Here is a 13,225-nt window from a genome sequence, read left to right on the forward strand (position 1 = left end):
CGATGGCCGACGACAGTATCGCCGTGGTCGATCTGGATCGGTGCCAGCCCGACCGCTGTAGCTACGAGTGTAAGAACTACTGCCCGCCGAACCGAACGGGCAAGGAGTGTATCACCCTGCGTGGCGAGGAGACCACCGAGGGCCAACCCGAACAGATCCACATCTCCGAGGAAATCTGTCTCGGCGAGACCTGCGGGATCTGTGTCGAGAAATGCCCCTTCGATGCAATCGAGATCATCAACCTCCCGAAGGAACTGCAGGACGATCCGGTCCACCGCTACGGCGAGAACGCGTTCTCGCTGTACGGACTCCCCGCGCCACAGGACGGGCAGGTCACGGGGATTCTCGGGCCAAACGGGATCGGGAAGACGACCGCCGTTCGCATTCTCGCGGGCGAACTCGAGCCCAATCTGGGCCGTCACGACGAGTCACCTGGCTGGGACGAAGTGCTCGAGGCCTACCGCGGGACGGAGCTACAAGACTACATCGCGGACGTTCGGGACGGCGAGATCACCGTCGCCCGAAAGCCCCAGTACGTCGATCAGATTCCGAACAGTTTCGACGGCAACACCCGTGAGTTGCTCGAGCGCACGAACGAGCGTGATGCACTGGAGTACCTCGTCGAGCGCCTCGAGATCGGCCCCGTCATGGACCAGGCGATCGACGACCTTTCCGGCGGTGAACTCCAGCGGGTTGCACTTGCGGCGACGCTGGCACGAGACACGGATTTCTACTTCCTGGACGAAATTACACCGTATCTCGACATGAGCCAGCGGGTCACCGCAGCGCGGCTGATTCGCGAACTCGCCGAGGAAGAAGACAAGTCGGTGCTCGTCGTCGAACACGACCTCGCGATCCTGGATCTGCTCGCGGACACACTCCACGTCGCCTACGGTGAGCCGGGGGCCTACGGTGTCATCACGTCGCCAAAATCTGTCCGAAACGGGATCAACGAGTATCTCTCGGGTTATCTCGACAACGAGAATATGCGGATTCGGCCGAACCCAATCGAGTTCGAAGAACACGCGCCACGGACCGAATCCCGCGGCGACACGCTCGTTGAGTACCCCGACCTCACGAAGAGCTACGGCGACGGCGAGTTCACCCTCGAGGTCGAAGGCGGTGCGATTCGGGAGAACGAAGTGCTCGGGATCGTCGGTCCGAACGGGATCGGGAAATCGACGTTCGCGAAGCTGTTGACGGGCAACCTCGAGTCGGATGCCGGCGACACGGACTTGGATCTGGATATCTCCTACAAGCCCCAGTACGTCACCATCGACCAGCCGATGCGGGTCGACGCCTTCCTCTCGTCGATCACCGATCAGTTTGGCTCGTCGTATTGGAACACAGAAATCGCCCAGCCACTCCAACTCGAGCGAATCATGGAGCAGAACCTCTCTGATCTCTCCGGTGGTGAGCGCCAGCGGGTCGCTATTGCAGCCTGTCTCTCCGACTCCGCCGACCTCTACTTGCTCGACGAGCCGTCCGCCCACCTCGACGTCGAACAGCGTGTGCAGGCGACGAGCGCGATTCGGCGGTATGCCGAACAGCAGGACGCGACCGTGATGGTCATCGACCACGACATCTACACGATCGACCTGCTCGCCGACCGACTGATGGTCTTCGACGGCGAACCGGCCGTTTCCGGTCGTGCTGGCCAGCCACAGCCGATGCGGGATGGCATGAACGAGTTCCTCGCGAACCTCGACGTGACGTTCCGCCGGGACGAGCGCACGTCGCGCCCACGGATCAACAAACCCGACTCGCAGCTGGATCGCAAGCAGAAAAGCGAGGGCGAGTACTACTACGCGCCCTGATCGAACGGCCGATTCGGGATTCAACGGCGAGTGCGCGTCAGCTGATCGATTTCTGCAATCTCAAACTACGACTCATCAAGGAGGATCGCGAGTCCGAACCACGCGAGCATGAGCCCCGGCAGCGCATACCCGAGCACGGCACTCGAGACGACGAGCCCGCCCGTTGCCCCGAAGACGGCACCCGCCGCGGCGACGAGGCTGCCGAGGACGATCAGTCCGGCGGCGACGACGCGCGTCGCATCCGCTGTGGAGTCGTCGTCCGCAGTCGAGGGCCGCTCGAGTGGATCGACTAGCCGCCATTCGGGGGAGTGGGTTTCCTCGAGTCGGTACCGATCGCTCAACAGCGAGGCGACGACGGCGTCGCCGGCGCGTCGAGTCAGCGGTGTCCACCACTCGTCCTCGTCGGCCCGTGTCTCACGGTCTATCCGGGCCAGATACACCGACTCCCCGACGAGATGGCCGATCGATGCGGCGTCGTAGCCGACGTCCTCGACGATTCGCGCGAGGAGATACTGCTCGGACCAGGGGATCGGTTTGTCGAGCGTGAAGACGGCGACCTCGTCGTGGGGCAGGGTGACCTCGAGTCGGACTGTTCGTTCGTCCACCGATTCGAGGCCCGTCACGCGTCCCTCGACGTAGCCATCCGGCGTCGTTAGCAGGTCGATTCGACCGAGTTCGTCCTCGAGGGCTCGCTCGGGTGCGGTGGCGTCACCCGCTGCCGACGCAGGTGGTCGCTCGTCATCGTGGGCCGATCGATCCGCCGTCGGCGACCGCGTCTCGCGTTCGATTTCGATCTCGATTTCGTCGTCGTCAGTCGATCCGGTCACTGGCTCCACCCCCAGCATCGACATCGCCGATGGTGACGAGCGTCGTGACTGGTCGAGGGTCGCGCGTCGGTCGGCAAGGACTGGGTGTGCGGTGACACGGTGATTCAGATAGCCGCGTTAGGCGGTCGAGAAATAAATCGTTGTTCCGCGATCGGTCGAACCGGCGAACGCGTCGTGACACGTCGACCGCGACGCCCTGCGATCGCGCCAGAACTGGTTGATAACGGTCCGTATCAAACGAGCTGGCGGCTGGCCGTTGCCCACCAGGGGACGCCGAGACGGTTCGAGAACGCCCCCTCGAGTGTCAGCTAATTAGTCGTTGGCAGCTCCCACAGAGGTTCTCCTCTTTGATGTCGACCTCGCGAACGGTCGGCGAGAAGTTCATGACACAGCGGTTGTTGTCACAGTGTTCGAGGCCGTAGGTGTGGCCAATCTCGTGGACGATCTCTTTGCGGACGCGGTCCTCGAAGATGTCAGCCGCACTCTGGTTCGAGAAGCCGCCGTCGCTCGAGGTCTGGAGTCGGTAGGTCGAGACGACGCTGCCGCTGCCGTCGAGGTAGGCCAAGCCGAAGACGTAGTTGCGACGGCGGTAGAAGAGGTCGTGTGGCGTGATGGCGATGTTTTTGTCTCCTCGGCCGACCCGTTCGGCGAGTTGAATGAACGTTTCGGCGGTGTACTGGTTCCGGTCAGCATCGTATGCGCCGTTCGGGACCGACTGGGCGTCGTTGACCGTGACGTCGCAGTCGTAGACCGATCGCAATGCGGTCGAAGCCGCCCGCTTGACGTTCGCGGAGACATTGCCGACCGGCACGATATCGACGAGCATGGCAAGGGCTATGGCCGCGGGTGGCATAAACGTCCCGCCGTGGCACACTCTCGCCGGAACATAGCGCCGTTGCTCGACACCCTGTCTGTCTACGACCGAGTGATCGAGGTCGGAATCGGTCGGCGAACCGACGTGGCGGCGGCACTCATCGACGAAGACGTGTCCGTCACCGCAACTGACGTTCACGACCGCGAGGTTCCCGATGGCGTTCGATTCGTCCGCGACGATATCGTCGACCCCGACTCGTCAATCTACGCCGATGCGGACGCGATTTACGCGCTCAACCTCCCTCCAGAACTCCACCGCCCAACACTCGAGGTCGCTCGCACAGCCGACGCGGTGTTTCTGTTTACGACCCTCGGTGGCGACCAGCCTACGGTGCCGGTCGAACGCCGGACCATCGAGACTGGGACGCTGTACGTCGCCCAGCCGAGGGGTCGATGACACGACCAGCGCAGTCACTCGCGGCCGGACACAGCTCGATTCCAAGAGTCGAAGGTATTAGGGACGGTCACGATAGTTGAGTGATCGATGCCCGTCGATGCCGTCCTCCCTGTCGTTGCGCTCGTCTTCGCACTTGCCGTTCTCGCGACCGCGATCATCGGCATCGGGACGCTCTGCTGGTTCGGGTTGCAACTGTTTACACTTCCGGGGGTCGTCGTCCACGAGTTCGCCCACAAGCAGGCCTGCCATCTCGTCGGCGTCCCCGTTCTCGAGGTCGCGTACTTCAGATTCGGCGATCCGTCGGGCTACGTGCGCCACGCACAGCCTGACCGGTACCGCAAGTCGTTCGTCATCAGTGTGGCGCCGTTTCTGGTCAACACTGTCGTTTCACTGGCGGCGTTTCTCGGCGTTGCCGTCCTCGTGACCACCGTCGTCGAGAGTTCGATCTCACTCGAGTTGCTCGGCGACCTTCGGACAGCCTCGAACGAGGTGCTCGTCCTTGCCGCCGTGCTCGGCTGGCTGGGACTGTCCGTTGGCATGCAGGCGTTTCCGAGCACCGGCGATGCGAACACGCTCTGGGTCCGGTCGCGAGCAGAGTGGCGGCGATCACCGGTCGTGCTCCTCGGTGTGCCGGTTGTGCTCGTCATCTACGTCGTGAACCTGCTCTCGTGGCTGTGGGCAGACGTGGTCTACGCTATCGGGTTGGCCATCATCGCGTTCTATGCGGTCGGCTCGGTGGGCCTCTGAAATCGCTCAAAAGAGACGCAATGAGGGCGACTGCCGTTTTCAGACAGCTTCCGAGCGACTGTAATGACAGCCGGTGTGGCTCCTCGATACTGGCACTCGAGTCAGCTACGGTTCGTCTACCGGTTCTGTTTCGATCGGTTCCTCAGCCGGTGGCTGTGCTCCGGGGTCAGGTCCGACCGGGTCATCGGGTCCGAACTCGCCCGTCGTCTCTCCGGAGACGAGGAACTCGGCGACGTTGCCGATGAGGATGTTGTTATCGGCCCGGTAGGCGTTCTCCGGAGCCAGGAAACTCGAGTCACCGATCACCGCGAGATCACCGTGGTGGGCACCGACGGCGTAGCTGTCGGCCTCGCGGGTAGTCGAGAGCCGCGTGTCGGCGCTCGTCTTCATCGTGGTCGTCCCCTGTGCGGTTCCGACTGCGGCTGCACTCCGAAGAACGACCTCGTCGACACCCGTGGTCAGCGGCGAGTCGCCTGCTGGCTCGGCGTACAGGCTGAGGTAGTTGTTGTCGTTCTCGGCGAGGTTGTATAGATACCCCGATTCAGTGTACATGCCGGCCGACGAGCCAAGTTCGATGACGCTTTCGGAATGACCCGGATCCGCGGCAATCACGACACGGCCGCCGGCGTCGATGAACTCGTCGATCTGCTCGCGCTCAGCACTCGAGAGCTGTTCCGGCGCGGTCGTCACGAACGCGTCGGCGTCGGCAAGTGTCTGCTCGAGTGGCCCGTCCTCGAGTTCGTCGGCGTAGAACTCGACACCGTGGCCGTTCGAGACGAGTGTCGTGGCGAGTGGGCCGACATCGCGTTCCGGACCGCCGGTGGAGCCGGTCGACAGTTCGCGATCGTTGCTGTCTTCGGCCATCATCAGCAGCCCTCCACCTGGCATCCCGGTTCCGGTGTGGATCACCACATCGTTCGTCGGTTCGGCACTGTCCATCGAGATCTCTCCACCGTCAGCCGTTTCCTCTGGAAGTGCGTTCTCGGGCTGGAAGTGGTCTGTTTCGACGGCTGGCTGCTCGGGTGTCCCTTCATCGAGCGCCAGCGTTCCAAGTGAAACGACGCCGACTGTCAGCACGAATACGGCGACGAAGGCAGCGACGAGGGTTTTGCTGCGGCCGCTCATTCCGTCTCACCTCCGTTTTCAACCACCGTCTCCTGTGGGTCGGTTGTCGCGTTGTCGTCAGTGTTTTCGACCGCGTTATGCCACACCTCAGGAGCGACGAGCTGGGGCTGGTGGGGGTTGAGGCCCTCACCTGATCGGTCGACGACATCGTGGTCGTCTTCCGCAGCGTCGAATCCGATCGGCATCCCAGCGCCGGCTTCTGAACGGTGTGTGACGACGTCGTACGATCCCATTCCGGCGTCAGTTGCGACGTCGTGAATCGCGTCGTCGACCGTCCCAATCTCGTCTGCAATTCCGTTATCGACGGCTTCGGTGCCGAAGTAGATCCGCGCGTGTGCGACTTCCTCTCGGGTGAGCTCGAGTTCGTCGCCACGCTGTTCGAACACGCTTTCGAGGAATGTCTGCTTGATGAGTTCGGTATCTGACCGAGCGTCGTCGGGATGTGAGGTTCCCTTATCCGGTGCCGTTGTGCCCTCGCTTGGTCCCGCCGGCGTTGGCGCAGGCCCCATCACACCGACGCTTCCGACCGTCGAGGACGATGTCACGTAGATCTCGTCGGCTGGAAGCATCGCGTAGTAGCCACCGGACGCACCCATCTGGTCGACAGCCGCGATCACCGGCATCTCAGCCGACGTGCGTTCGACTGCCGTGTACATCCGTTCGCTCGAGGCGGGCTGGCCGCCGGGGCTGTCGACATCAAGCACGACGGCGCCGACCGACTCGTTGTGTCGAGCCTCTCGGAGCTGGTCTTCGAACTCCTGGGCGGTGTTCGAGTCGATTGCCCCGTTGATTTCGATTACTGCAACGGTTTCATCTGATCCATTCGCCTGAGCATAAACCTGTGGCGCTGCGAGTGCACCCGCCGCGATTGCGACGAGCACGACTGCAGCGACCTGTTGTCGGCGTGTGAGACGCCGCCACGGACGTAATTCCATGTCGTTGCACCGTTCTCAGATCGGACATGTATGAATACGAGTGTGTTTTCTCAACGAGAATGTTGTCGTTCGTATTTATATGTCTTCTTCCGGAACCATCAGCTAATGGTCTCAAGACGGTCGCTCGCTCGGAACGCGTTGGCCCTCGTCTGTGGTGGCGTCCTTTCAACTGATGTTGGGACGGCGGCGCGATCGCGGTCGATCCCGACGGCCGGTCGGTACGATGCCAGTGCCGTCGCTGATGCCGCGACGACGGCGGTCGCAGCAGTCGATCCAGCGGTCGTAGAGAGTGTCGGCGTTCCCGACCCAATCGACTCGGTACTGACGGACGCACGTGCTCGAGCGCGCTCGGTTTCGGTCGACGACATTGAGTACGTCCACGGAAGCGTCGCCATCGATGGCACCGCTGTCGCCGGTGGCTGTGCCGCCGCAGTCGGCTCGTTCGACACCCGGGCCGTCGAATCCGAACTCCGGAACCACGAACTCGGGTTTACCAGCACCAGCTCTCGACGGTCCGACGGTGCTACCCAGTTTGTCGCCACCAACGGTCCGTACGCGGTTGCACTCGAGTCGTCAACGCTTCGGGTGGGGTACGGACGGACTCGAGAGCGTGCCGTGAGCCATCTCGACGCAGCGCTCGCAGACGGTCGAGGACAGACTCGAGCGCACACGCCGACCGCCAGCTACGGCTCGCTCCCGTCGCTACTCGACGGCGATGCTGTCGCGTACGCCGACCTCGGCTCGAAGACTCGGTCACAGCTCGTCGACAGCGCAGCCGACCGCTCCGAGTCACTCGCGGCGGTTGTCGAGACCGCCAGCGCGATCGGCTGCTCGCTTCAGGTGGGGTCGACCCGCTCTCGAATCCGGTACGGCCTCGTCACCGGCCCATCTCGCCTCTCGAGAGCGTCGATCGACGCACTTGTCGACGAAGCCACGACGGGCGACCACGCTCTGACGGGGCCGACGATCCACCGCTCTGGACGGACGGTCGTCGTCGACGCCGCGGTCGAGACGCCGTCGCTGTGGGCAGTCCACGAACAGTTCGCCGCGGACTCGCCCCAGCCGTCCACGTCGACTGACTGACGCCGAGCGGGTCGTGATCGTGTCCGTCCCTCGAGCGCTTCGATCCGTCTCTGTGCGTCGTTGCTCGAGCGCTTCGATCCGTCGCCCTTTATTCACAGTAGTCCGTTAGCCCGCGTATGACCATCCGTGCCGATGCCGTCGTCCTCGATATCGATGGCGTACTCGTCGACGTCGCCGACTCCTATCGCCGCGCGATCGTCGAGTCCATCGATCGCGTCTACGACCGAACGATCCGCAAAGCCGACATCCAGCTATTCAAAGACGCTGGCGGCTTCAACAACGACTGGGAGCTCACCTACGCAGCTGCGATGTATATCCTCGCGACGGGCGAGGGCTACAGTGCGTCTATCGAGACGTTTACCGATGCGATCGCCGAACACGGTGGCGGTCTCGAGGCAGCCAAGGCCGCGGTCCGAGACGAGCTCGGTGCGCGGGCGACCCAGCGCGTGACCGATCGCTTAGATTGCGACCGCCTCCGTGACGTCTTCCAGCAGTTGTATCTCGGTGCTGAGCTCTACCGTGGGCTCGAGGGCGGCGAACCCGACATCGAGAGTCGGGGTTTCATCCACGACGAACCCCTGTTGCTGGACGACGAGACACGCGCGGCGTTGCTCGAGGGCTACGACGTTGGCGTCGTGACCGGCCGGCCGGAAGCCGAAGCCGAGATCGCCCTCGAGCGCGTCGGCCTCGAGGACGCGATTCCCGTCGACCACCGGTTTACGATGGACGACTGGGAAGAGGGGAAACCACATCCGAAAGCACTGCTGACGCTTGCCGAACGGTTCGACGCTGACACCGTCGTCTTCGTCGGTGACACCTTAGACGACATCCGAACGGCTACCAACGCTGACGAGACCGATCCTGACCGCGAGTATCACGGTGTTGGCGTGCTCACTGGCGGGCTTACCGGCAAAGAGGGACGTCAGAAGTACGACGATGCGAACGCGTCGGCTGTCCTCGAGTCGATCACCGAGTTGCCGGCACTGCTCGAGGAGTAAGCTCGTCACACGAGCTCAGTGGCGACGATAACTTACGCGCCGTCGCCGTCGCCAGGGAGTCGAACGAACGTCAGCCAGAACTCTTCGAACGAGCGAACGAGTTCGACGAACTCCTCGGGATCGACCGGCTTCTGGAGGTAGGCGTTCGCGTGGAGATCGTATGACCGAGCGATATCTTCCTCAGAATCCGAACTCGTCAGCACGATCACGGGGATCGACCGCAGGGACGGCTCGGATTTGAGCTCCGACAGGACGGCTTCGCCGCTCGTGCCCGGAAGCTGGAAATCAAGCAGGATAAGATCTGGTCTGAGAGTGTCGGCGTACTCGCCACGCTGGTGGACGAACTCGAGTGCCGCTTCACCGTTGGTAACGGTGTGGACGTCGCTTGCGATGCTCGCATCCGCGAACGACTCGGTAAACAATCTCGCATCCCCGGGGTTCGGCTCGACCAGCAGTATCGCGATCGTATTCTCAGCCGGTGAGGTCATACGCTCGTTACGGTCGTGTTGAAGATGAATGACGTGGTGGCCCACCTGTACTCACTGTGCCGCCTGTCCCACGTTCACCGACGGCTCAGTCCACCGATACTCGACTCACAGCGGTGCGACCTCACAGCCGCCCAGCCCTTTTTGTCCACTCCTGATGTAGCCCGCCGCAGTTCCTATGGCTGAGTGTTTCCCCAGCGACCTTCCCGGCGAACCGACTTCGTTCTGGCTTGCGAGCACGCTCGAGACCGATCACGACGGCCTTGAAGATGACCGACCGGAGACGGCCGCATACGACGAGACGCTCACGTCCGACCGAACAGTCGATGTTGCCGTCATCGGCGGCGGAATCGCCGGTCTCTCGACGGCGATCACGCTTCGTGAGCGTGGTGAGACGGTCGCCGTCCTCGAGCGGGATCGTGTGGCGACGGGGACAACGGGGAAGTCGACGGCGAAGCTGACGAGTCAACACGGGGCGATCTACGATCACCTGCGCCAGGAGTTTGGTCGCCGGCAAGCGACCCAGTATGCCCGACTCCAGGAGAACGCGATCGACGAAGTCGAACGGCGGATCGACGAACTGGATATCGACTGCGGGTTCGAACGCCACCCCTCGTATCTCTACAGCAACGAGCCGGACGAGATCCAGCGCGAGACTGACGCTGCACAGGCTGCAGGACTCGCCGCGAGCTACGTGACCTCCGTGCCGCCGTTCGAGCGGGCGCAAGCGGCGGTCAGATTCGACGAGCAGGCGTGGTTTCACCCGCGACAGTACCTCCTCGGCATCGCGGCCGAACTCGGAGGCGACGACAGCGCGGCGATCTACGAACACACCCGCGTGACGGACGTCGAGCCGGGACAACCGTGTCGCGTCCGGACTCGCGAAGCGACGGTGACGGCCGGACGGGTCGTCCTCGCGACCGGCTTTCCCATCCTCGACCGGGCGGGCTACTTCGCCCGGATGCATCCGAAACGCTCCTACGTACTCGGGATTCGACTCGATGGCGACCCGCCCGAAGGGATGTACTACCGGTCGGGAGACAACTACCGCTCGGTGCGAACCCACCGCGATTCGGACGGCGACCTCCTGCTCGTCGGCGGTGAGAACCACAAGACGGGACAGGGTGGCTCGACTGCCGACCGCTATCGACGACTCGAGCGCTGGGCACGCGAGCGATTCGCAGTCGAGTCGATCGACTACCGGTGGTCGACCCAAGACTACCAGACGGTCGACAAGGTTCCGTTCGTTGGCCGAGTCGGCCCTGGCGGTGAGAACGTCTTCGTTGCGACCGGCTTTCGCGGCTGGGGGATGACAAACGGCGTCGCTGCCGGACGCCTGCTTGCCGACCTCATCACGGGCGAACACCCGCGAGAACGCGACCTCTTCTCCCCACTTCGGTTCACGCCGAAGACCTCACTCGGCACGACGCTCACCGAGAACGCCGACGCGGCGAGTCAGTTTGCGACTGACTGGGCGCGAACCCTCTTGACGCCCACGCTCGAGACGCTCGGGCCCGGCGAGGGACGGGTCGTCCGCCGCGGTGGGAAACCGATCGCCCGTGCACGCGACGACGACGGCGTCCTCCACACCACGTCGGCGGTCTGTCCGCATCTCTCCTGTCTCGTCCAGTGGAACGATGCCGAACAGAGCTGGGACTGTCCCTGCCACGGCTCGCGGTTTGGAATCGACGGCGAGCTCCTCGAGGGGCCGGCGACGGAGGACTTGCCGACGCGACGGCCAGGAGCCGATCCGAATCCGGACCAGGAGTGAGTCAGCGCCCGCTCGAGGGCACACCCAGCCTCGGATAGTCGGCGATAATCCCGTCGACGCCCGCGGCTGCCAGCTGATCGTACTGGTGCCAGTTCGCCACTGTCCAGACGTTGACCGTCCGGCCTTCGTCGTGGGCCACCTCGAGGACGTCGATCTCGGGCTTACCGCCCGGGAATCCGACGTACGACGTCTCCGCTAACTCCGTCCCGGCGATCGCGTTTCGCGGTGGATGGATCGCCTCACAGTCGTAGCGACGAGCGATCTCGAGACCTGCCTCGAGGTCATCGAAAACGAGCGGGGCAGCGGCATACGCAGGGTCGATCTCCCGAACGGCCGCGAGCGCTCCCTCACAGAACGACGAGAAGAGCAGTTCGCCGTCGAAAGCCCCACATGCGTCGACGACGCGCTCGACGAACGGCGTCCAGGCCTCGCGGCGGTCGTCGCGGTCGGCCTCGGGAAGCGACTCGCCGATCCGCAGGTCCAGAGTGGTCGTTCCCGGCGTTTTCAACTCGACGTTGACGCCAACTGATTCGGGAATCGCCTCAAGGAACTCGGTGAGCGTCGGGACCGTCTCGTCGGTACCGAGAACACGGGCTGACTGGAGGGTCTCGAGGTCCGTTTCCCAGACGAACCCCGACGCGTCGGTGAGCGGGCGACCATCGCGAGGCTCTTCGAGGCGTTCGTCGTGGATCACGACCGGTGTGCCACAGGCCGCCGGCTGGACGTCGATCTCGATCATCGTCGTCCCGTCGGCCGCGGCGGCGCGGACGGCCGCGCCAACAGTGTTTTCGGGAGCGACGCCGGCGTAGCCACGGTGGGCGATCACGGTAGCCATACTCGGGCAACGACGGCAGGGCTATAGTAGCCACTGACCGTCAGTGCGTACCCGATCGCACGACAGCTGTGCGGTCGGTGTGCAAACCGTTTCAGTTGTTACTATAATGGAGCCTGTGTTCGCCAGTGTGGCAACCGTCGAACGTGGCGAGTGACGGGGGCGCGTTGATGACACTGGTCGTCAAACGCACGCCCATGACCGACACCACGCTCGAGGACGTCGAACACACGCTCGACCGCGCGACCGATCTCGAGGCCGAGGCCGCCGTCGACGAGCTACGGACGGCCAAGGGTGAACTCGAGGCGCTCGAGTGCGATTCGGATGTCGACCAAGACCGCCGACAGGAACTCGCAACGACGCTCGAGCAACGGATCCGCGAGGTGAAAAACCGTGAGGCCTACGACAGCGAGTTTGGAGCGGCAATGAATCCGAACGACGAGGACGCGCCGTAGGCTATCTGCTGGGAGCCCCAACGAAAACCCGGCGAGATCGGCCGCGCTCCACCCCTTTTATTCGGCTGCCGTCCCGAGTGTCGGACATGCGAATCGCACTACTCGGCGGAACCGGCGACATCGGACAGGGACTGGCCCTGCGTTTTGCGCGCGACACGGACCACGAGGTCCTCATCGGCTCTCGAGACCCCGAAAAGGCCCGCGAGGCAGTCGACGACTACGAGGCCGAACTCGAAGAGCGCGGTGTCGACGCGAACATCAAGGGCTTCAAAAACGGGATGGCGGCCGACCGATCCGATATCGTCGTCCTCAGCGTCCCGCCATATCACGTCGGCGACACCATCGAATCGGTCGAAGACAGCCTCGACGCGGAGACGATCCTGGTCACCCCCGCAGTCGGGATGAAAGGCGACGAGGACGGCCTACATTACCATCCTCCAGGAACCGGCAGCGTCACCGAACTGGTCGCTGAGCGGGCCCCCGACGAGGTGCCGGTCGTCGGTGCGTTCCACAACCTCGCGGCCGACGCGCTCTCGAACCTCGACAACGATCTCGACCTCGACACGCTGTTGGTCGCAGACGACGACGATGCCAAAGAGACCCTCCGCAACCTCACGAACGAGATCGAGGGACTCCGCGCACTCGACGTCGGCCCACTCGCAAACGCCGCTGAGGTCGAGAGCGTCACCCCCCTCGTGATCAACATCGCCAAGTACAACGCAGATCTCCACGACGTCGGCGTCAAATTCCAGTAGCCGCGTTTCGGCGTTCGTTCGCTCGAGACACTCCACGTAAGCGGCGCGCGCTGTCGACGCACTCTCGTGGCGCTCGAGCGCGTCGACGACACCGCGCGAGGTAAGTGAACGACCGACAGGAGTGA

General features: G+C 63.6%; 14 protein-coding genes. 8 read left to right on the plus strand and 6 right to left on the minus strand.

Going from position 1 to position 13,225, the window contains the following annotated elements; translation table 11 throughout:
• The first annotated feature begins 2 nt into the window (after nucleotides 1–2).
• Nucleotides 3–1,817, plus strand: coding sequence for a ribosome biogenesis/translation initiation ATPase RLI (locus ACERJA_RS05320; protein WP_373607223.1), 1,815 nt, complete (start codon nucleotides 3–5; stop codon nucleotides 1,815–1,817).
• Nucleotides 1,818–1,882: 65 nt separating this feature from the next.
• On the opposite strand, the gene ACERJA_RS05325 is transcribed toward ACERJA_RS05320, so the two are convergent.
• Together ACERJA_RS05325 and ACERJA_RS05330 are read right to left on the minus strand one after the other, a co-directional pair.
• Nucleotides 1,883–2,644 carry a hypothetical protein gene (locus ACERJA_RS05325; RefSeq protein ID WP_373607224.1) on the minus strand — a complete coding sequence of 254 codons (762 nt, stop codon included), beginning with the start codon at nucleotides 2,642–2,644 and terminating at the stop codon, nucleotides 1,883–1,885.
• A 304-nt stretch (nucleotides 2,645–2,948) separates the two neighbouring features.
• Entirely contained in the window at nucleotides 2,949–3,470 is a 522-nt protein-coding gene (locus tag ACERJA_RS05330; RefSeq protein ID WP_006066240.1) for an archaemetzincin family Zn-dependent metalloprotease, read from the minus strand.
• Between the two features lie 39 nt (nucleotides 3,471–3,509).
• Between ACERJA_RS05330 and ACERJA_RS05335 the strand changes: the two genes are divergently transcribed.
• Together ACERJA_RS05335 and ACERJA_RS05340 are read left to right on the plus strand one after the other, a co-directional pair.
• Nucleotides 3,510–3,914 (plus strand): UPF0146 family protein, encoded by a 405-nt coding sequence (locus ACERJA_RS05335; protein ID WP_373607225.1) that lies wholly within the window; start codon nucleotides 3,510–3,512, stop codon nucleotides 3,912–3,914.
• Nucleotides 3,915–4,001: 87 nt separating this feature from the next.
• The gene (locus ACERJA_RS05340) at nucleotides 4,002–4,661 is read left to right on the plus strand and encodes a DUF3267 domain-containing protein (protein ID WP_373607226.1); all 660 of its coding nucleotides are present in this window, start codon (nucleotides 4,002–4,004) and stop codon (nucleotides 4,659–4,661) included.
• Between the two features lie 105 nt (nucleotides 4,662–4,766).
• On the opposite strand, the gene ACERJA_RS05345 is transcribed toward ACERJA_RS05340, so the two are convergent.
• Nucleotides 4,767–5,786, minus strand: coding sequence for a DUF4350 domain-containing protein (locus ACERJA_RS05345; protein WP_373607227.1), 1,020 nt, complete (start codon nucleotides 5,784–5,786; stop codon nucleotides 4,767–4,769).
• The gene (locus tag ACERJA_RS05350) at nucleotides 5,783–6,721 is read right to left on the minus strand and encodes a S49 family peptidase (RefSeq protein ID WP_373607228.1); all 939 of its coding nucleotides are present in this window, start codon (nucleotides 6,719–6,721) and stop codon (nucleotides 5,783–5,785) included. Before ACERJA_RS05350 ends, ACERJA_RS05345 begins: the two co-directional genes overlap by 4 nt.
• 105 nt (nucleotides 6,722–6,826) lie before the next feature.
• On the opposite strand from ACERJA_RS05350, the gene ACERJA_RS05355 reads away from it, so the two are divergent.
• Together ACERJA_RS05355 and ACERJA_RS05360 are read left to right on the plus strand one after the other, a co-directional pair.
• Nucleotides 6,827–7,804 carry a hypothetical protein gene (locus ACERJA_RS05355; protein WP_373607229.1) on the plus strand — a complete coding sequence of 326 codons (978 nt, stop codon included), beginning with the start codon at nucleotides 6,827–6,829 and terminating at the stop codon, nucleotides 7,802–7,804.
• A 122-nt stretch (nucleotides 7,805–7,926) separates the two neighbouring features.
• Nucleotides 7,927–8,802 carry a TIGR01548 family HAD-type hydrolase gene (locus ACERJA_RS05360; RefSeq protein WP_373607459.1) on the plus strand — a complete coding sequence of 292 codons (876 nt, stop codon included), beginning with the start codon at nucleotides 7,927–7,929 and terminating at the stop codon, nucleotides 8,800–8,802.
• Nucleotides 8,803–8,834: 32 nt separating this feature from the next.
• Here the strand turns inward: ACERJA_RS05360 and ACERJA_RS05365 are convergent, their stop codons facing one another.
• The gene (locus tag ACERJA_RS05365; RefSeq protein ID WP_373607230.1) at nucleotides 8,835–9,290 is read right to left on the minus strand and encodes a response regulator; all 456 of its coding nucleotides are present in this window, start codon (nucleotides 9,288–9,290) and stop codon (nucleotides 8,835–8,837) included.
• A 175-nt stretch (nucleotides 9,291–9,465) separates the two neighbouring features.
• On the opposite strand from ACERJA_RS05365, the gene ACERJA_RS05370 reads away from it, so the two are divergent.
• Entirely contained in the window at nucleotides 9,466–11,058 is a 1,593-nt protein-coding gene (locus tag ACERJA_RS05370) for an FAD-dependent oxidoreductase (protein WP_373607231.1), read from the plus strand.
• A 1-nt stretch (nucleotide 11,059) separates the two neighbouring features.
• Here the strand turns inward: ACERJA_RS05370 and ACERJA_RS05375 are convergent, their stop codons facing one another.
• Nucleotides 11,060–11,893 carry a glycerophosphodiester phosphodiesterase gene (locus tag ACERJA_RS05375; RefSeq protein ID WP_373607232.1) on the minus strand — a complete coding sequence of 278 codons (834 nt, stop codon included), beginning with the start codon at nucleotides 11,891–11,893 and terminating at the stop codon, nucleotides 11,060–11,062.
• Between the two features lie 194 nt (nucleotides 11,894–12,087).
• On the opposite strand from ACERJA_RS05375, the gene ACERJA_RS05380 reads away from it, so the two are divergent.
• Both ACERJA_RS05380 and npdG read left to right on the plus strand, forming a co-directional pair.
• Nucleotides 12,088–12,345, plus strand: coding sequence for a hypothetical protein (locus ACERJA_RS05380; RefSeq protein ID WP_373607233.1), 258 nt, complete (start codon nucleotides 12,088–12,090; stop codon nucleotides 12,343–12,345).
• Nucleotides 12,346–12,431: 86 nt separating this feature from the next.
• Nucleotides 12,432–13,100 carry an NADPH-dependent F420 reductase gene (npdG, locus tag ACERJA_RS05385; RefSeq protein WP_373607234.1) on the plus strand — a complete coding sequence of 223 codons (669 nt, stop codon included), beginning with the start codon at nucleotides 12,432–12,434 and terminating at the stop codon, nucleotides 13,098–13,100.
• Nucleotides 13,101–13,225: the final 125 nt, after the last annotated feature.

Origin of the sequence: Natronorubrum sp. A-ect3, assembly GCF_041821125.1 — an archaeon.
Taxonomy (GTDB): Archaea; Halobacteriota; Halobacteria; order Halobacteriales; family Natrialbaceae; genus Natronorubrum; species Natronorubrum bangense.